The sequence below is a fragment of the Bradyrhizobium sp. genome, assembly GCF_004799445.1.
In the GTDB taxonomy this organism is placed as follows: domain Bacteria; phylum Pseudomonadota; class Alphaproteobacteria; order Rhizobiales; family Xanthobacteraceae; genus Bradyrhizobium.
This window is the reverse complement of the sequence record NZ_SSNA01000097.1, coordinates 1-15,803: the sequence shown is the minus strand read 5'-3', so window position 1 is coordinate 15,803 and position 15,803 is coordinate 1. Positions and strand designations below refer to the sequence as shown.

Annotated in this window: 21 protein-coding genes; 13 read left to right on the top strand and 8 right to left on the bottom strand. The window is 63.7% G+C overall.

Annotation, left to right across the window (positions count from 1 at the left end; genetic code table 11):
* Positions 1-393 (top strand): tol-pal system-associated acyl-CoA thioesterase (gene ybgC / locus E8A46_RS12750; protein ID WP_291561068.1); only part of this gene is annotated, 393 nt, incomplete at its 5' end.
* An 81-nt stretch (positions 394-474) separates the two neighbouring features.
* Entirely contained in the window at positions 475-960 is a 486-nt protein-coding gene (locus E8A46_RS12745) for a nuclear transport factor 2 family protein (RefSeq protein WP_291561065.1), read from the top strand.
* A 24-nt stretch (positions 961-984) separates the two neighbouring features.
* On the opposite strand, the gene E8A46_RS12740 is transcribed toward E8A46_RS12745, so the two are convergent.
* Together E8A46_RS12740 and E8A46_RS12735 are read right to left on the bottom strand one after the other, a co-directional pair.
* The gene (locus E8A46_RS12740; protein ID WP_363251655.1) at positions 985-1,188 is read right to left on the bottom strand and encodes a PilZ domain-containing protein; all 204 of its coding nucleotides are present in this window, start codon (positions 1,186-1,188) and stop codon (positions 985-987) included.
* Between the two features lie 238 nt (positions 1,189-1,426).
* Complete coding sequence (locus tag E8A46_RS12735) at positions 1,427-2,071, bottom strand: glutathione binding-like protein (protein ID WP_291561062.1); 645 nt, start codon at positions 2,069-2,071, stop codon at positions 1,427-1,429.
* 98 nt (positions 2,072-2,169) lie between these two features.
* Here E8A46_RS12735 and E8A46_RS12730 point away from each other — a divergent pair, with 98 nt between their 5' ends.
* Entirely contained in the window at positions 2,170-2,832 is a 663-nt protein-coding gene (locus E8A46_RS12730) for a TetR/AcrR family transcriptional regulator (RefSeq protein WP_291561061.1), read from the top strand.
* Positions 2,833-2,902: 70 nt separating this feature from the next.
* On the opposite strand, the gene E8A46_RS12725 is transcribed toward E8A46_RS12730, so the two are convergent.
* Entirely contained in the window at positions 2,903-4,393 is a 1,491-nt protein-coding gene (locus tag E8A46_RS12725; protein ID WP_291561059.1) for a PAS domain S-box protein, read from the bottom strand.
* Between the two features lie 324 nt (positions 4,394-4,717).
* Positions 4,718-5,683, bottom strand: coding sequence for a glyoxylate/hydroxypyruvate reductase A (locus E8A46_RS12720; RefSeq protein WP_291561056.1), 966 nt, complete (start codon positions 5,681-5,683; stop codon positions 4,718-4,720).
* Between the two features lie 131 nt (positions 5,684-5,814).
* Here E8A46_RS12720 and E8A46_RS12715 point away from each other — a divergent pair, with 131 nt between their 5' ends.
* The 5 genes from E8A46_RS12715 to E8A46_RS12695 all read left to right on the top strand — a co-directional run bounded on the left by E8A46_RS12715 (position 5,815) and on the right by E8A46_RS12695 (position 8,995).
* Positions 5,815-6,183, top strand: coding sequence for a YciI family protein (locus E8A46_RS12715; protein ID WP_291561054.1), 369 nt, complete (start codon positions 5,815-5,817; stop codon positions 6,181-6,183).
* Positions 6,180-7,454, top strand: a complete 1,275-nt coding sequence (locus E8A46_RS12710; protein ID WP_291561052.1) for an RNA polymerase sigma factor — start codon at positions 6,180-6,182, stop codon at positions 7,452-7,454. Before E8A46_RS12715 ends, E8A46_RS12710 begins: the two co-directional genes overlap by 4 nt.
* A 121-nt stretch (positions 7,455-7,575) precedes the next feature.
* Positions 7,576-7,974 (top strand): DoxX family protein, encoded by a 399-nt coding sequence (locus E8A46_RS12705; RefSeq protein ID WP_291561070.1) that lies wholly within the window; start codon positions 7,576-7,578, stop codon positions 7,972-7,974.
* Positions 7,975-8,010: 36 nt separating this feature from the next.
* Entirely contained in the window at positions 8,011-8,547 is a 537-nt protein-coding gene (locus tag E8A46_RS12700) for an SRPBCC family protein (protein WP_291561050.1), read from the top strand.
* Between the two features lie 37 nt (positions 8,548-8,584).
* Complete coding sequence (locus E8A46_RS12695) at positions 8,585-8,995, top strand: VOC family protein (protein WP_291561048.1); 411 nt, start codon at positions 8,585-8,587, stop codon at positions 8,993-8,995.
* 5 nt (positions 8,996-9,000) lie between these two features.
* Here E8A46_RS12695 and E8A46_RS12690 read toward each other — a convergent pair whose 3' ends face one another.
* Both E8A46_RS12690 and cobT read right to left on the bottom strand, forming a co-directional pair.
* A complete protein-coding gene (locus E8A46_RS12690) occupies positions 9,001-9,444 on the bottom strand; it encodes a hypothetical protein (protein WP_291561046.1) in 444 nt (147 codons plus the stop codon).
* 66 nt (positions 9,445-9,510) lie between these two features.
* A complete protein-coding gene (gene cobT / locus E8A46_RS12685; protein ID WP_291561044.1) occupies positions 9,511-10,527 on the bottom strand; it encodes a nicotinate-nucleotide--dimethylbenzimidazole phosphoribosyltransferase in 1,017 nt (338 codons plus the stop codon).
* Positions 10,528-10,597: 70 nt separating this feature from the next.
* On the opposite strand from cobT, the gene cobS reads away from it, so the two are divergent.
* Positions 10,598-11,350: an adenosylcobinamide-GDP ribazoletransferase gene (gene cobS, locus E8A46_RS12680; protein WP_291561042.1), complete on the top strand. Its 753-nt coding sequence runs from the start codon at positions 10,598-10,600 to the stop codon at positions 11,348-11,350.
* 8 nt (positions 11,351-11,358) lie between these two features.
* The gene (locus E8A46_RS12675) at positions 11,359-11,925 is read left to right on the top strand and encodes a histidine phosphatase family protein (protein ID WP_291561040.1); all 567 of its coding nucleotides are present in this window, start codon (positions 11,359-11,361) and stop codon (positions 11,923-11,925) included.
* Between the two features lie 5 nt (positions 11,926-11,930).
* On the opposite strand, the gene E8A46_RS12670 is transcribed toward E8A46_RS12675, so the two are convergent.
* Positions 11,931-12,725 (bottom strand): SDR family oxidoreductase, encoded by a 795-nt coding sequence (locus E8A46_RS12670; RefSeq protein ID WP_291561037.1) that lies wholly within the window; start codon positions 12,723-12,725, stop codon positions 11,931-11,933.
* Positions 12,726-12,857: 132 nt separating this feature from the next.
* Complete coding sequence (locus E8A46_RS12665) at positions 12,858-13,361, bottom strand: helix-turn-helix domain-containing protein (RefSeq protein WP_291561035.1); 504 nt, start codon at positions 13,359-13,361, stop codon at positions 12,858-12,860.
* 94 nt (positions 13,362-13,455) lie between these two features.
* Between E8A46_RS12665 and E8A46_RS12660 the strand changes: the two genes are divergently transcribed.
* The 3 genes from E8A46_RS12660 to E8A46_RS12650 are packed head-to-tail and all read left to right on the top strand — an operon-like array spanning position 13,456 to position 15,701.
* Positions 13,456-13,827 carry a nuclear transport factor 2 family protein gene (locus tag E8A46_RS12660; protein ID WP_291561033.1) on the top strand — a complete coding sequence of 124 codons (372 nt, stop codon included), beginning with the start codon at positions 13,456-13,458 and terminating at the stop codon, positions 13,825-13,827.
* A 12-nt stretch (positions 13,828-13,839) separates the two neighbouring features.
* Positions 13,840-14,490: a glutathione S-transferase family protein gene (locus E8A46_RS12655; protein ID WP_291561031.1), complete on the top strand. Its 651-nt coding sequence runs from the start codon at positions 13,840-13,842 to the stop codon at positions 14,488-14,490.
* Entirely contained in the window at positions 14,490-15,701 is a 1,212-nt protein-coding gene (locus E8A46_RS12650) for a serine hydrolase domain-containing protein (RefSeq protein ID WP_291561030.1), read from the top strand. Before E8A46_RS12655 ends, E8A46_RS12650 begins: the two co-directional genes overlap by 1 nt.
* Positions 15,702-15,803 lie beyond the last annotated feature (102 nt).

Genomic DNA, 15,803 nt, shown 5'->3' with positions numbered 1-15,803 from the left:
CGCGTCTACTACGAGGACACCGACTTCTCCGGCATCGTCTATCACGCCAATTACCTCCGCTTCATGGAGCGCGGCCGTACCAATCATCTGCGGTTGATGGGCGCCGAGCAACACGCGCTGTTCGCGGTGGCACAGGCGGAAACGCCGGGTTTTGCCTTCGTGGTGCGTTCGATGCAGATCGATTTCCTCAAGCCGGCACGGATGGATGATGTGCTCGATGTCGTGACATGGCCGGTCGCGGTGAAGGGCGCCTCGATCACGCTGGCACAGGAAGTGCGGCGCGGCGGGGACGTGCTGGTCAAAGCGGAGGTGCGCGTTGCCTTCATCAGCGAGGGGCGGGCGCAGCCGATCCCGAAATCGCTCCGGCAGTTGATGAAGGCTGATATGATCTAGCTATCGGCCGATAGGCACACGGCCATCGACTCTGCGAGGTGCGGCGATAGACTTGCTGCCTCACCAACACCGGAGGTCATCATGCCGCGTCCACCGCTTCCGCCGTTCACCCGCGAAACCGCCGCACAAAAGGCCCGCATGGCCGAGGACGCCTGGAATTCGCGCGATCCCGAGCGCGTGGCGCTGGCCTATACCGAGGACAGTCGCTGGCGCAACCGCTCGGAATTTTTCCAGGGCCGCGCCGCGATCGTCACCTTTCTCACCCGCAAATGGGCGAGGGAGCTCGACTATCGCCTGATCAAGGATCTCTGGGCGTTCGATCAGAACCATATTGCCGTGCGCTTTCAATACGAATGGCGCGACGATGCCGGGCAATGGCATCGCTCCTACGGCAACGAGCAGTGGGAGTTCGACGAAAACGGCCTGATGCGCCGGCGTGAAGCCAGCATCAACGATATCGCCATTGCGGAGAAAGACCGGCGTTTTCACTGGCCCGCGCCCGGTCCGCGGCCGGCGGATGTGCCGGGACTGGGTGAGAGCCCGGTTTTAATGGGGGGGCCGCCCTGAAGGGCGCGCAGCTTCTTCCGGTTGCTAGAATGCCACGCCGATGCGAATTCCGCGTCGCCAAACGATGCGGCTCTTCTTTTTCACGCCGCCATAGAGGAATTCGAAACGGTCCGGCAACGCCCCCAGGCCGTAGATGTCGAGACACGCGCCGCCAGCGGAGTAGTCGACGACCTTGCAGGTCAGGACCGGCAGCTTCGGGCCGACAACGATACGGCCTGTAGCGGACATCAGCCCCGACGGCTTAACTCTCTTGTACAATCGCGGGTGCGTCATCGGTTGGCTCTTGGCTGGAGAGCGTGACGATCAAATTTTGCTGCGAAAGTTTTTACGATTGGCCCAAGGCCATGAAAAAAACTGAAGAAAGCTTGTGAAAAAAACAAAGCATTAAGCATGAAGAGGGTGAAACGTATTGTCCCGTCCCGGGGGGCGGGACGCCGCCTCGCGGCGCCCCGCCGTCAGATGCGGGTCACGCCGCCGCCTTGTGGCGCGCGAGTTCGGCCTTATACAGCTCGAATTCCTCGGCGATCGCGCGGGCGATGCTCGGACGGGCGCGCAGGCGTTCGTAATAGGCCCTCACCGTCGGCCACCTCGCCAGTTCGATCGGCGGCGTCGCCATGGTCCAGTTGATGACGGTGACGAGATAGGCATCCGCGACGCTGAAATGGCCGAGCAGGAATTCACGGCCCTTGAGATAGTTATCGAGATAGTCGAGCCGCGAAAGGCCCTTGCCGAGGATGTAGGCCTTCACCTCCGGCGGCGCTTTCTTGTCGAGCACCGGCACGAACAGTCCCTTGTGCAGCTCGGTGCCGATGAAGCAGAGCCATTGATGCAGCCGGCTGCGCTCCATGCCGGGTCCGGTTGAGATGCCGGCCTGCGGGAACCGATCGGCGACATATTGCAAAATGGCCGCGTTCTCGGTCAGCACCAGCCCGTCGTCGGTGCGCAGCGTCGGCACCAGTCCAAGCGGGTTCACCGAACGAAAATCCGAGCCGTCGTTCTGCACCACCTTGGTCTTCGGATCGACCTCGAGATAGGTGGCCTCGGCGCCAGCCTCGTACAATGCGATCCTCGTCGCCAGCGAGCAGGCGAGTGGCGAGAAATACAGCTCCATGGGTGCCTCCTTGATGGTCTGGCTCAGCATTTTCGAGCCGGGGTTGATTTTTATACCGTCTCGCATAATATAATCCCGGTCAAGGAGTTTTTTGCGAAATGGTACAAAAAACTGGGAAACCGCCGGCGTCGTCTCCCGATGCGCCCGCGCCCAGGCGCCGCGGCCGGCCGCGCGCCTATCAGCCCGAAGTCGCGCTCGGCAAGGCGCTCGACCTGTTTCGTAAAGATGGCTTCGCCGCGACCTCGCTCGACGGCCTCAGCGCCGCCACCGGCATGAACCGGCCGAGCCTTTATGGCGCGTTCGGCGACAAGCGCGAGCTCTACATCAAGAGTTACGAGCGCTATCGCGCCGACGCCCGCGCGGCGATGATCGACATTTTCAGGGACGAACTGCCGATCCGCAAACGGCTGCAGCGCATTTATGCCGTCGCGCTCGACATCTACCTCTCGGGCGAGGCCGGACCGCGCGGCTGCTTCACGGTGATGACGGCGGCCTCCGAAGCGGTGGCCGATCCCGATATCCGCGCCATGGTGCTGGAGGGATTTTCCGAACTCGACAAGGCTTTTGCGGCCTGTTTCCGCCTCGCCCGGGAAAACGGCGAATTGCCGGAAACCGCCGATCCAATGGTGCTGGCACAACTCGCATCGGCAACCATCCACACCATCGCCATCCGGGCGCGGGCGCGTGTGCCGCGCAAGGAGCTGGAGGCGATCGTGAAGGGCGCGATTGACGTGATGGTCGGGGCGCAATCCAGCGCATAGGTCACACGCGCCTGTTCAGATGCGCGTCGAATGACGATATGGTCGCAAGCCGGCGCGGGCGATGCAGTGTTCACTCGGAGGCGACGCGATCCCTGGGCACGGAGAGGCGGATGGTCAGACCTTCCGGCTTCCACTCGCGTGAAATGTCGCCGCGCAATTGATCCTTCACCGTCGCGCGCGCGAGCATCGTGCCAAACCCTTCGCTATCGGTTGGATTGTCGATCCGCGGTCCACCGCGCTCCTGCCACGTCAAGGCAAACTGGCCGTCGGCCTCGGCGCAATCAATCCTGACGCGGCCTGCGGGCGTGGAGAGCGCGCCATACTTGGCTGCATTGGTTGCGAATTCATGCAGCAGTAGCGCGAAAGTCGTCACCATCCCGCCCGCCAGCCGGAGATCGGGTCCGCTGACCGCGACACGCGGCGCGTCGGCGTCGGTTCGGCCTTCGTAGGGCGAAAGGATCGTCTGGATCAAAAGGTGCAGCGTGGTCGACTGATCGGTCCGCTTGCCGCCCTCCGACGTCACCGGCAGCGTCAAGGCGTGGGCGCGCGCCAGCGCGGCCAACCGATGCCGCACCGCCGACGAGAGTTCTTCCGGCGTGGCCGCCGACCGGGCAGAGAGGGCCACGACACCGCTGGCCAGCGCAAACAGGTTCTTGACGCGGTGGTCCATTTCCCGGAGCAGCAGGCGCTGTTGTTGCTCTGCCTGCCTGCGGTCGGTGATGTCGCGGGCGATCTTTGAAGCGCCGACGATCCTGCCTTGCGGATCCTTGACCGGCGACACGGTCAGCGAGATGTCGACGCTGCTTCCATCCTTGCGTTGCCGCACCGTTTCGTAGTGATCGATGCGCTCGCCGCGGCGAATCCGGGCCAGGATGGTTGGCTCCTCGTCGTGCCGCTCGGCTGGAATGAGGATGGTAACCGGCTTGCCGATCGTCTCTTCGGCCGTGTAGCCGAACAGCCGTGTCGCACCGTGATTCCAGCTCGTGATGACGCCGTTGAGGTCCTTTGTCAGAACGGCGTCATCGGAAAACTCGACGATGGCGGCGATCTCGCGATGCCGGGCTTCGCTTTCGCGAACACGCTGTTCGGCTTGGTGGCGCTGGGTGATGTCGACCAGCGTGTTGACCGCGCCGATCAAGGTACCGGAGGCGTCGAAAAGCGGTGACGGATAGGGAATGAACCATACGCGGGTCCCATCGGGGCGCTCGGCGATGGCCTCCATGCCTCGGATCGGACGCTTTTCCTTCAGCGCCAGAGCCATCGGGCATTGGTCATGCGGCAAAGGCGTGCCGTCGGGCCAATACATTTTCCACGAGCCGCAGAATTCGCTCTTGCCGAGTTCCGGCCGTACCCCCCAAAGCTGGGCTGCGGCCTCATTGTAGAAGGTGATTTTTCCTGCGGCATCCGTCGTATAGACCGCCACGGGCAACGACTGAAGGATCGCGTCGGAATCTCGCTTGTGTCCGGTGAGACGCGGTCGCGGATCGGGATCCAGGATGCGTTGGTCCAGCAAGCCCGGCAATGGTGTTGCCGACCCCATTTGGTCAACGAGGCTGGTCATGGAACGCGCTCCGGTACGTGGACATCCTATGACAAATGCGACAGAAAATGGCCCCACTCACCCACCTGCCGCTGCTCAACTGAAGCCTAGCATTTAACCGGGTCCTCGCAACGAGGTTCCCCGACGAAGCGGTGATTGTCCCTGTGAGGAGAACACAATGGGGTTTCTGGCATTTTCCGGATACCGCAGAGTCCGGCTCCCGACCGACAACGCCCCCACCGCCAAGTGTCCCTATTTCGACCGGCGCTACGAAGCGCGCGGGGAAAGCCGCCGCGACCGTCACGCTGCGGTCCGCGGGAGGGGTTATGGGACGGCGGCCCGCCGCTAGTACCCGCGCGCGGGATCGACGACGTTCTGCAGCGCGCCGCCGGCCTCAAAACGTTCGATCTGCTGCGCCACATATCGCGATATTTCGTCGGGATCGGTGTCGGCGGCGTTGTGCGGCGTCAGGACGATCTTGGGATGGGTCCAGAACGGGCTGTCGGGTGGTAGCGGCTCAACGGCGTACACATCGAGCGATGCGGCGCCGAGTGTTCCGTCGTCGAGGCAATGCAGGATGTCGGCTTCGTTCTGCAGCCCACCCCGTCCGGCGTTGATCAGCACCGGCGCCCCCATCGGACCGGCTCGGTTCAGTTTGGCGAACAGACCGCGATTGAGGATGTGCCGCGTGTCGGCCGTCAACGGCAACAGGCAGACCAGGATGTCGGTCCGCTGCAGAAACGCATCGAGTTCTTCCTTGCCGTGAAAACATTCGACGCCCTCGATCGCCTTGGGAGTATTGCTCCAGCCCGCCACGCGAAAGCCGAGCCGTCTCAGCACATCGGCGGCGTCGGACCCGAGCGTGCCAAGGCCCATGATGCCGACGCCAATGGCCGCGGCGGGCCATTGAAATTTTGGTTGCCAGCGTTTTTCACGCTGGCTGGCGCGCAAATAGAGTTCCTGCCGGTGGTGCATCAGCACATGCAGCACGACATATTCCGTCATCCGATGGGTGAGGTCGCCGACCGCGACGCGAACCAGCGGAACTTTCGGCAAGGACTTGTCGGCCATCAACGCATCGACGCCGGCGCCCAGATTGAAAATGACCCGCAGGTTAGGAAACGCGGCAAGCTCACCCGGGGCCGGCTTCCAGACCGCGGCGTAATGGACATCAGCGGGATCGCCTTGGCCTTCGGGCAGCAGCCAGACCCGGCGATCGCGGCACACCTCGTCAAACCGGCGCTTCCAGCGCGCAGGCGACCAGTTTTCGGTCCCGCCGTGAATGAGCAGGGCGAGCGTGGCTTTGTCCATCGCAATTTTGCCTTCTAGCTGGGGAATTCGGGTGACCTTACCGGGCCATGTTCCCGGCACAAAATATTTCCGTTTGGCTGTCGGCTCCGGGCATACTCACTCGTCCTTGTATCAAAACGGAACCATTGCCCATGCTTTATGCGATCCTTTGTTACCACGATGAGGACCTCGTCGGTTCATGGACCAGGGAACAGGACGCCGACGTCATGACCAAGCTCGCCGTCGTGCAGGACAAGCTGAAAAAACAGGGCCGGCTCGGCCCGGTGGCGCGGCTGCTGCCGACGACCGCGGCGACGACGCTGCGCAAGGACGATCCTCCGGTGGTGCTCGACGGTCCCTATGCCGAGACCAAGGAACAGCTGCTCGGCTTCTACGTCGTCGACTGCAAGAATCTTGACGAGGCGCTCGACGTCGCGCGCGATCTCGGCGCCGCCAATCCCGGCGGGGCCTACGAAATTCGTCCCGTCGGCCTGTTCAATCCCGGGGACACCCAGACGTGACCGATACCGCCTGGATCGATGCCGCGCTGACCTCGGCGCGTCCCCAGGCGGTCGGCGCGCTGCTGCGCTATTTTCGCAATCTCGATACCGCCGAGGAGGCCTTCCAGAACGCGTCCTTGCGGGCGCTGAAGAGCTGGCCGCAAAACGGCCCGCCGCGCGACCCTGCGGCGTGGCTGATCATGGTCGGGCGCAACGTCGCCATCGACGAGGTGCGCCGCACCCGCAGGCAGGAGGCGTTGCCCGAGGACGAGGCGATCTCCGATCTCGACGATGCCGAGGACGCGCTGGCCGAACGGCTCGACGGCTCGCATTACCGCGACGACATCCTGCGGCTGCTGTTCATCTGCTGCCATCCCGATCTGCCGGCGACGCAGCAGATCGCGCTGGCGCTGCGGGTCGTGTCGGGCCTGACGGTGAAGCAGATTGCGCGCGCGTTCCTGGTTTCCGAGGCCGCGATGGAGCAGCGCATCACCCGCGCCAAGGCGCGCGTCGCCGCTGCCGGCGTGCCGTTCGAAACGCCCGGCGCGGTCGAGCGCTCCGAGCGGCTGGCCGCGGTCGCCGCCATGATCTACCTGATTTTCAATGAGGGCTATTCCGCCAGCGGCGAGACTTCGGAAATTCGCAAGCCCCTGTGCGAGGAAGCGATACGCCTGGCGCGGCTTCTGCTGCGGCTGTTCCAGAGCGAGCCGGAGATCATGGGCCTGACCGCGCTGCTCTTGCTGCAGCATGCCCGGGCCGCGGCGCGGTTCGATGCCGCCGGCGAACTCGTGCTGCTCGACGATCAGGATCGCACGCTCTGGAATCAGAAGATGATAGCGGAAGGCCTGGCGCTGATCGACAAGGCGTTGCGCCATCACAGCAGCGGGCCCTATCAAGTTCAGGCGGCGATCGCGGCCCTGCACGCCCGCGCCGCAGCCCCTGAGGACACCGACTGGGCCCAGATCGATCTGCTCTACGGCACGCTGGAAATCATGCAGCCGTCACCGGTGGTTACGCTCAACCGTGCCGTCGCGGTGTCCAAAGTCCGCGGCGCCGAGGCGGCGCTGGAAATGATCGAGCCCCTGGGCGAGCGGCTTTCCAATTATTTCCATTTTTTTGGCGTGCGCGGCGCGTTCCTGATGCAGCTTGGCCGCAACGAAGAGGCCGGCGTGGCGTTCGACCGCGCCATCGCGCTCGCCAATACTTCCGCCGAGGCCGCCCACATCCGGATGCATCTCGATCGGCTGATCCGCGATAGCCAGCCGCGGGGGACAAAGGCCTCAAAAAAATAATTCGTTCCCTGTCGGTCCGCGCTTGCTCCGTTCGTCTCTAGGTCATGACGGACGAAAGAGGGGACGAGAGATGAGCACGCAAGCTGTCGAAACCGCTGGAAAAGCCGTACCGGCGATGGCCATGACCGCGCAGGTTTCCAGGTCCGCGCGGTGGCTGGGCCGCGTGCTCAGCGGTGTCGTCATTCTGTTCATGCTGTTCGACGGCGCGGTCAAGCTGGTGCCGTGGCCGATTGTCACGGAAACGATGGACAGGATGGGCTACGGTTCGAGCGAGAGTCTGGCGCGAAGCCTGGGCGCTATCAGTCTTGTCTGCACCCTGCTTTATGCGATCCCGCCGACCTCGTTCGTTGGAGCAATCCTTCTAACCGGCTATCTCGGCGGCGCGATGGCATCGCATGTTCGGCTCGGCAGTCCGCTGTTCAGCCACGTCCTGTTTGGTTTCTATCTCGGCGTGATGGTATGGGGCGGGCTCTGGTTGCGCGACCGAAAGCTGCGCGCATTAATGCCGCTGCGGAGCTAATTCACCTCGTCGACAATTACAGATAGGGAGCATCCCGTGCTGGAAATCATTGCCATCATCGCCGTCGTGCTTGCGGTCGCCATCGCCGTCGTACTCGTCCTCGCCGCGGCCAAACCGGATACGTTCAGCGTCCGGCGCGCAGCCCTGGTCAAGGCGCCGCCGGACAGTATCTTCTCCCTGATCAACGATTTCCATCGCTGGGGAAGTTGGTCGCCATGGGAGAACAAGGATCCCGCGATGAAGCGTACCTACAGCGGCGCCGAGAGCGGCAAGGGCGCCGCCTATGCGTGGGACGGCAACAAGAATGTCGGCTCCGGCCGCATGGAAATTCTCGATGCCTCATCTCCGTCAAAAATCGTCATCAAGCTCGACTTCTTCAAACCGTTCGAGGCCCACAACACCGCCGAGTTCACGATGCAGCCGCAGGGCGGTGCCACCGACGTGATCTGGGTCATGCACGGTCCTGCACCCTTCATCTCCAAGGTGATGCAGGTGTTCATGAACATGGACAGCATGATCGGCAAGGACTTTGAAATCGGCCTGGCCAATCTCAAAACGCTCGCCGAGAAATAACCGGAGTTAGTAACGTCCATCAGCCAAGGAGCAAGCGATGCAGGTCAATCCCTATCTGTTCTACGACGGCAATTGCGAAGCAGCGTTCAAGTTCTACGAGAAGGTGCTGGGCGCCAAGATCGAGGCGCTGCTGAGAAATGAGGAGGCTCCGGAAGAGATGCCATCGCCGCCGGAGCGCAAGAAGAAAATCATGCACGCTCGGATCTCGATCGACGGCGAGGTGCTGATGGCGTCCGACGCGCCCCCCGAACACTTCCACAAGCCGCAGGGGTTTTCGGTCTCCCTGACGGTCAAGGACCCCGCGGACGCCGAGCGCAAGTTCAAGGCCCTGTCCGAGGGCGGCAGCGTCAACATGCCGTTCGGCAAGACTTTTTTCTCCAAGGGGTTCGGCATGTGCGCCGATCAGTTCGGCATTCCCTGGATGGTCAACTGCCCGCCGGAGGGGTGATCGCGCTAGCGGCAGGTCGGATAGATCGCCGCGAGTTCGCGTCCGTGCAACAGAAGCAGCCGCGAGGTCAATCCGCCGCGGCGGCGAATCCAGCCCCGCACGGAAGCGGGATAGGCCTGCAGCACGAGTTCGGAAGCCTCCGGCTCGGCATACTGGCGGCCGCGCCGGTCGATCGACCGCGCGGCATGAAATCCCAGTACCGCCCGGCGTGTCACGCAGATGCGATCGTTCGGCACCAGGCTCAGCACCAGCGTGCAGGCCGAAAGGCACGGACCGTCGATCAGGACGCGTTCGCCCGAGGCGCGCACGCCCTCGAACAGGTCGAGAAACGGGCCGACCTGTCCGCCCGGGCTGGCGAGGATGCGCACCTCGGCTCTCGCCGGCGGAGCCACGAGAGCGCCCGCGACTATAGCAAGGAGGATGGCTTTCAGGATCGCCGTTCGCATCATCGGGTCGTCTTCGGACACTTTCGAGCGGACCAGATTATCAATGGCAAGCCAGACGGCAAGGTTCCGTCACTTTTCCGCGCCGGAAACGCCGGCTTCCGTGAAGCTCGCCATCCCGGCGTGACAGGCGAGCGCCGCGCGCAGCAGGAGGATGGCAACGCCTGCACCGGAAGCCTCGCCGAGCCGCATGCGGAGATCGAGCAGCGGTTCGAGACCAAGTTCACCAAGCAATGCACGGTGACCTGATTCGGCGGAAACGTGCCCGGCGCGGCAATGCTTCAGGATCCCCGCATCCAGTTGCGCCAGCGGCACGATCGCCGCGGTCGCGACAAATCCGTCCAGCAGCACGGGAATCCGATGACGGCGCGCCGCGAGGATCGCGCCCGCGATACCGGCAAGCTCACGCCCGCCCAGTGCCGCGGCCACTTTGAGCGGGTCGCCCAGGATGGCGCGATGATGCTCGAGCGCGGCCTCGATCGCCGTGCGCTTGCGCGCCAGTCCGGCATCATCGACCCCGGTGCCGCGGCCGGCCCAACGCGCGGCGCCGCCGCCGAGTAGCGCCGCGCACAGCATTGCCGCCGTCGTGGTATTGGCGATGCCCATCTCGCCGACCGCGAGCAGATCGCAATCGGGCGGCACGGTTCGGTATCCGATTTCGATAGCGTTCAAGAGCTCGTCATCGTCCATCGCCGCCGCAACCGTGAAGTCGCGGGTCGGACGGTCAAGTTCGATCGGCACCACGCGCAGATCGGCGCCGGCCTGCCGCGCGATCTGGTTGATCGCAGCACCCCCGCCGGCAAAATTCGCCACCATCTGCAGGGTGACCGCCTGCGGGTAAGCCGAGACGCCGCGTTCGGCCACGCCATGATTGCCGGCAAAGACGGCGATCATGACGTGATCGAGCCGGGGTATCTCGCGCCGTTGCCAATGCGCGAGCCATATCGCCAGGTCTTCGAGGCGGCCGAGGCTTCCCGGCGGTTTTGTCAGGATCTGCTGCCGCTGGGCCGCAGCTTCGGCCGCGCGGGCATCGCCGCCGGGCAGGTCGCGACAGAAGGCGCGTATATCGTCTAGACTGTCGAACTGCATGCGATTCCCTCGTCGAAGGCTCCCGCGAATCCGCGAATGCCGAGATTTTCTATCATGCCGGCGCTCCATCATGAATGACTGGTTGGACGATCTCCGAACCGCGGTTGCCTTCCTGACCCGGCTGCCGATGCCGCATCCGCAAGGCGCCATGCCCGTACATTTCGTCCGGGCGCACCGGGCGTTTCCGCTGGTCGGCGCGGCCATCGGCGGCGCGGTGGGCTTGCTCTGTCTCGCGTTGCGGGCGATCGGTCTGCCCGATCTCGCCGCGGCGGCGCTGGCGCTTGGTGCAAGCGCGCTGCTGACCGGCGCACTGCACGAGGATGGCCTTGCCGATGTCGCCGACGGCTTCGGCGGCGGCCGCGATGTCGCGGCAAAGCTGGAGATCATGCGCGACAGCCGGCTTGGGACCTACGGCGCTCTGATACTAATGGTCAGCTTCGTCGCCAAACTCTCGGCGCTCGCGGCGTTGCCGGATGGATATGTCGTGCAAAGTCTGGTCGCGGCGCATGCGCTGGGGCGCGGCGTCTTGCCGTTCATGGCGATGAGCCTTGATTACGCCCGCAAGGATGGACTGGCCGCCAATGCCGGCCGACCGGATTCGGCGACGGCTTTGACCGCGGGCGCGATTGCGGTTCTCATTGCCCTCGTGGCGTTGCCCTGGCGCGACGCGCTGGGCGCGGCGTTGGTGGCCGCAGCCTGCGCGATCGGCATGGCATGGCTCGCGCGGCGGCAGATCGGCGGCCAGACCGGCGATGTGCTCGGCGGCGCCGAGCAACTCGGCGAGACCGCGATCCTGCTGTTGCTCGCCGCGCGATTTGCCTAGTCTTGCGCATGGCCACCGAGACAAAACTCTGGCTGATCCGTCATGCCCCGGTCGACGGCCCGCGCGGCGTCATCCATGGTCCGGATGCGCCGGCGGATGTCGGCGATGCGGCGGCCTTTGCCGCGCTCAAGGCGAGATTGCCGGCGGCGGCTCACGCGGTTTGCAGCCCGGCCCGGCGTACCTGCGACACCGCCGCCGCGCTCGGGCTCGACGCAGTCAAGCGGAACGCCTTTCGCGAACAGGATTTCGGCGCATGGACCGGACGGCGGCATAACGATCTTGTTGCGGAGCTTGGCGATGCCTACCGGGATTTCTGGAAGTCGCCGGCGAGCAATCGTCCGCCAAGCGGGGAAAGTTTTGTCGATCAGATCGGCCGCACGGTCGATGGCCTCGCGGCACTGCCGGCAGGCGAAGCCGTCCTGGTCGTGCATTCCGGCACCATCCGCGCGGTGCTTGCGGTCGCGCTCGACCTTTCGCCTGATGCGGCGCTGCGCTTTGTGATCGATCCGCTGTCGCTGACAAGGATCGATCGGCTCGACAATGGCTGGCGCGTTGTCGCGGTAAATCTTCGCTGATCGAGCTAACCGTTTCGCCGCGCGCCGCGCAGCGTCGGCAGTCCGATGCCGGCGGCGTCGAAGCCGCCGTCGACGGCGAGAATCTGCCCGGTGATGTAGCTGGCGCGATCGCTGCACAGGAAGAACACGGCTTCCGCCAGTTCTTCCTCAAGGCCGTAACGGTTGAGCGGGATCGCGTCGTGATAGTCGGCGCGGATCTCCGGGGTGTGGACGGCTTTCGCCATCGCGGTCTCGACCGGGCCGGGCGCCACGGCGTTGACGCGGATGCCGAGCGAGGCCAGTTCGACCGCGAGCTGTTTGGTCAGATGCGCGAGCCCGGCCTTGCTGGTGCCGTAGGCCGAACGCAGGGTCGAGGCGCGCACCGCGGAAATCGACGTAATGTTGACGATCGCGCCGCCGCCATGCTCGCGCATCAGGGGCACGGCCGTTTTGGTGCACAGGAACGGCCCGGTGAGGTTGACCTCCAGCACCCGGCGCCAATCGGTGTCGGATGTTTCCAGAAGCGGCGCGAACACCGCGATGCCGGCATTGTTGACCAGCGCGTCGAGCCTGCCGAATCGCCGCTCGATTTCACCGAACGCGTGCGCCACCGCCTTCGCATCGGAGACGTCGCAATGCAGGCCGAGGGTATGATCGGGCGCCGCCAGCGCTTCGACGCTCTTCGCCAGGAGTTCGTCCTCGATGTCGAGCAGCGCCACGCGCCAGCCCTCGGCGAGGAAACGCTTTGTCACCGCAAGTCCGATGCCGCGCGCGGCGCCCGTCACCAAAGTGACTTTTTGCAAAGAAAAAGAAGAGGTCATCAAGTGTTCCATCATTCTTGATTGTCGCGTTGTCTCTAGCACGGAAAGACCGCTGTCTGCTCTTTACAGCTGCGCAATCTCGGCACGCGGTGTTGGCGTGAGCCTCGAAGAAGGACCGAAACCGAACGCCTCTTATCCCTTCTTCCTCGCCATCACCCTCTCATAGGCCGCCTGCAGCCGCTCGCCGACGCTCGGCCCCGCCTTCTTGCGCCGCTTCACGCCGAGGTGAATCTCGCGCAGTTCGTCCATGAATTCCGCCCACATCTTCGGGCCGCCCTCGCTGAGCAATTTGGCGCGGATGCCGAGCTCCTCGCTCACCGGCAAATATTTGAATCCCCACCCGGACATCTGCGCCAGAACCGGCAATAGCTCGATGCCCTGCGCGGTCAGCGAATAGATTCCCTTCTGCTTGTGGCTGGGGTCGTCGGCCCAGCTGATGATGCCTTGTTCCCTCAGCGTCTTCAGCCGGTCGGCGAGGATGTTGGAGGAAATGCCTTCCTCGGACTTGGTCAGCAGCTCGCGGAAATGCCGGCGGTTGCCGAACATCATGTCGCGGATCACCAGCAGGCTCCATTTGTCGCCGACCACCTCCAGCGTGAGATTGATCGGGCAGCCGGAACGTCGTTGGTCGGTCATCTGCCTCTCGGGTGAAAAAAACCGCTTGCAATATCGCACTAGCTATCTCAGAATACAACCAGTTGCTAAATGCAATCAGTTTGGGGCGCGCGCGATGTCGGTCGATGACAGGGAGAGTATCATCCGCGGCATCTTTGCCGCCTACATCTCGAACGACCGCAGGGCGGTCGAAAATGCGTTTGCCGACGATTTCCGGTTCACCAGCCCGTATGACGACCGGATCGACAAGGCCACCTATTTCGAGCGCTGCTGGCGCGACACGGGCTGGATCGAGCGTCACGAGCTTGAAAAGATCATGGTCCAGGGCGACGAGGCCTTTGTGACCTACAACTGCGTGGCCAAGGGCGGCAGGAATTTTCGCAATACCGAGGTCTTCGTTTTCGCGAGGAACAAGGTCAGAAGCATCGACGTCTATTTTGGCGGCACCTATCAGGACGGCGCCTTCGTCAGACAACCCGAAAATTGAACCGAGGCCGAGATGTCGCTTACCCTGCATTTCCATCCGCTGGCGTCATACTGCCACAAGGCGCTGATCGCGCTCTACGAGAACGACACGCCGTTCACGTCCAACCTGGTCAATCTCGGTGACGAGCAGGAGCGCGCGGCGCTGTTGAAGCTGTGGCCGATCGGCAAGTTTCCCGTGCTGCGCGACGACGCAACGGATCGGACCATCCCGGAATCCAGCATCATCATCGAATATCTCGACAACCACTATCCGGGCCGCACCCGATTCATCCCGCTGGACGAGAAGCAGGCGTTGCAGACGCGGCTGCGTGACCGCTTCTATGATCTCTATGTGCATGAGCCGATGCAGAAGATTGTCGGTGATCGAATCCGTCCTCAGGGCGGCAAGGATCCGCACGGCGTCGAGGAAGCGCGGGCACGGCTGCGGACCTGTTATGGCCTGATCGATCAGGAGATGGCGAGGCGGACCTGGGCGATGGGGGATAGCTTTAGTCTCGCCGATTGCGCCGCCGCGCCGGCATTGTTCTACGCCAACGAGGTGTTGCCGTTCGAGGGGCACACGAATCTCGCGGCCTATTTCGGTCGCCTGAAGGGTAGACCGTCCTATGCGCGCGTCCTAAAGGAGGCGGAGCCATATTTTGCAATGTTCCCGAGAGAGGGTTGATGTCGATGACCAGCGCGGACGGCCTTTCGAAGGCGCTCAATGGCGTGCGCGAAATCATGACCGGCTATGTCGAAAGCGGTGATATGCCGGGCCTGGTGACGCTGGTGAGCCGGCGTGGCGAGATCCATGTCGATGCGATCGGCCGCCTTGCATTCGATGGTCCGCCGATGACGCGCGACAGCATTTTCCGCATCACCTCGATGACCAAGCCGGTCACCGCGACTGCCGCTATGATCCTGGTCGAGCAAGGCAAATTGCGGCTCGACGACCCCGTCGATCGGTGGTTGCCGGAACTGGCAAATCGCAAGGTGTTGCTCGCAATCGATGCGCTGATCCATCAAACGGTGCCGGCAAGACGCGCGATCACGCTTCGCGATCTGCTGACCTTTCGCTGTGGCTACGGCATGATCCCGGTGTTTCCGGATCGCTATCCGATCCAGAAGGCGATTGCCGAGGCAGGGTTCGCGCCGGGGCCGGTATTTCCGTCGTTTCCGCCGGATGAACTGATGCGGCGCTACGGCAGCCTGCCACTGATCTATCAGCCGGGCGAACGCTGGCTCTACAACAGCGGAACAGAAATCCTCGGCGTCCTGATCGCGCGAGTGGCCGGTGTGACATTCGGTGAATTCCTGCGCGATCGCATCTTTGCGCCGTTGGGAATGAAGGATACCGCGTTCTATGTCCCCGCCGACAAGCAACATCGGTTCGCGACCTGCTATGCCCGCGATCCCGCGACACAAAAGCTGAAAGTTTTCGACTTTCCGGTGACCGGCAAATTCTCCAGCCCGCCCGTCTTTGAAAACGGCAGCGCCGGGCTGGTCTCGACCGCGGACGATTTCAATGCCTTCGCGCAGATGCTGCTGAACGGCGGCGATCTCGGCAACGAACGCATCCTGTCGCCGACTTCGGTGGAGCAGATGACGACGGACCAGATCTCGTCGGAGAACAAACAGGAATCCCAGTTGTTCCTGGGCGATGTCAGAAGCTGGGGTTTCGGAATGTCCGTCTTCAAAGGGCGCGACGACCCCGATGCCAAGCCCGGCCGGTTCGGCCGGTTCGGCTGGGACGGCGGCTATGGCACGTCCTGGTATTCCGATCCCGGCAAGCAGCTGACCGGCATTCTGCTGACGCAGCGGATGATGGATTCGCCGCAGCCGCCGCGCGTATTTACGGATTTCTGGACTTCGCTAAATCAGGCCATCGGCGATTGAGCCGCCGCAGTTCTCGCCGCCGGTCGCAAGCGCGGGCGGCAGGAGGCAGGAGGCAGGAGGCAGGAGGCAGGAGGCAGGAGGCAGGAGGCAGGAGGCAGGAGG

Coding starts and splice junctions, on each gene's coding strand:
- E8A46_RS12695 (WP_291561048.1), top strand. CDS start 8,585: ATGCAGGTCAATCCCTATCTGTTCTACGACGGCAATTGCGAAGCAGCG.
- E8A46_RS12650 (WP_291561030.1), top strand. CDS start 14,490: ATGTCGATGACCAGCGCGGACGGCCTTTCGAAGGCGCTCAATGGCGTG.
- E8A46_RS12660 (WP_291561033.1), top strand. CDS start 13,456: ATGTCGGTCGATGACAGGGAGAGTATCATCCGCGGCATCTTTGCCGCC.
- E8A46_RS12725 (WP_291561059.1), bottom strand. CDS start 4,393: ATGACCAGCCTCGTTGACCAAATGGGGTCGGCAACACCATTGCCGGGC.
- E8A46_RS12690 (WP_291561046.1), bottom strand. CDS start 9,444: ATGATGCGAACGGCGATCCTGAAAGCCATCCTCCTTGCTATAGTCGCG.
- E8A46_RS12735 (WP_291561062.1), bottom strand. CDS start 2,071: ATGGAGCTGTATTTCTCGCCACTCGCCTGCTCGCTGGCGACGAGGATC.
- E8A46_RS12730 (WP_291561061.1), top strand. CDS start 2,170: ATGGTACAAAAAACTGGGAAACCGCCGGCGTCGTCTCCCGATGCGCCC.
- E8A46_RS12670 (WP_291561037.1), bottom strand. CDS start 12,725: ATGACCTCTTCTTTTTCTTTGCAAAAAGTCACTTTGGTGACGGGCGCC.
- cobT (WP_291561044.1), bottom strand. CDS start 10,527: ATGCAGTTCGACAGTCTAGACGATATACGCGCCTTCTGTCGCGACCTG.
- E8A46_RS12740 (WP_363251655.1), bottom strand. CDS start 1,188: ATGTCCGCTACAGGCCGTATCGTTGTCGGCCCGAAGCTGCCGGTCCTG.
- cobS (WP_291561042.1), top strand. CDS start 10,598: ATGAATGACTGGTTGGACGATCTCCGAACCGCGGTTGCCTTCCTGACC.
- E8A46_RS12665 (WP_291561035.1), bottom strand. CDS start 13,361: ATGACCGACCAACGACGTTCCGGCTGCCCGATCAATCTCACGCTGGAG.
- E8A46_RS12705 (WP_291561070.1), top strand. CDS start 7,576: ATGACCGCGCAGGTTTCCAGGTCCGCGCGGTGGCTGGGCCGCGTGCTC.
- E8A46_RS12720 (WP_291561056.1), bottom strand. CDS start 5,683: ATGGACAAAGCCACGCTCGCCCTGCTCATTCACGGCGGGACCGAAAAC.
- E8A46_RS12655 (WP_291561031.1), top strand. CDS start 13,840: ATGTCGCTTACCCTGCATTTCCATCCGCTGGCGTCATACTGCCACAAG.
- E8A46_RS12675 (WP_291561040.1), top strand. CDS start 11,359: ATGGCCACCGAGACAAAACTCTGGCTGATCCGTCATGCCCCGGTCGAC.
- E8A46_RS12715 (WP_291561054.1), top strand. CDS start 5,815: ATGCTTTATGCGATCCTTTGTTACCACGATGAGGACCTCGTCGGTTCA.
- E8A46_RS12745 (WP_291561065.1), top strand. CDS start 475: ATGCCGCGTCCACCGCTTCCGCCGTTCACCCGCGAAACCGCCGCACAA.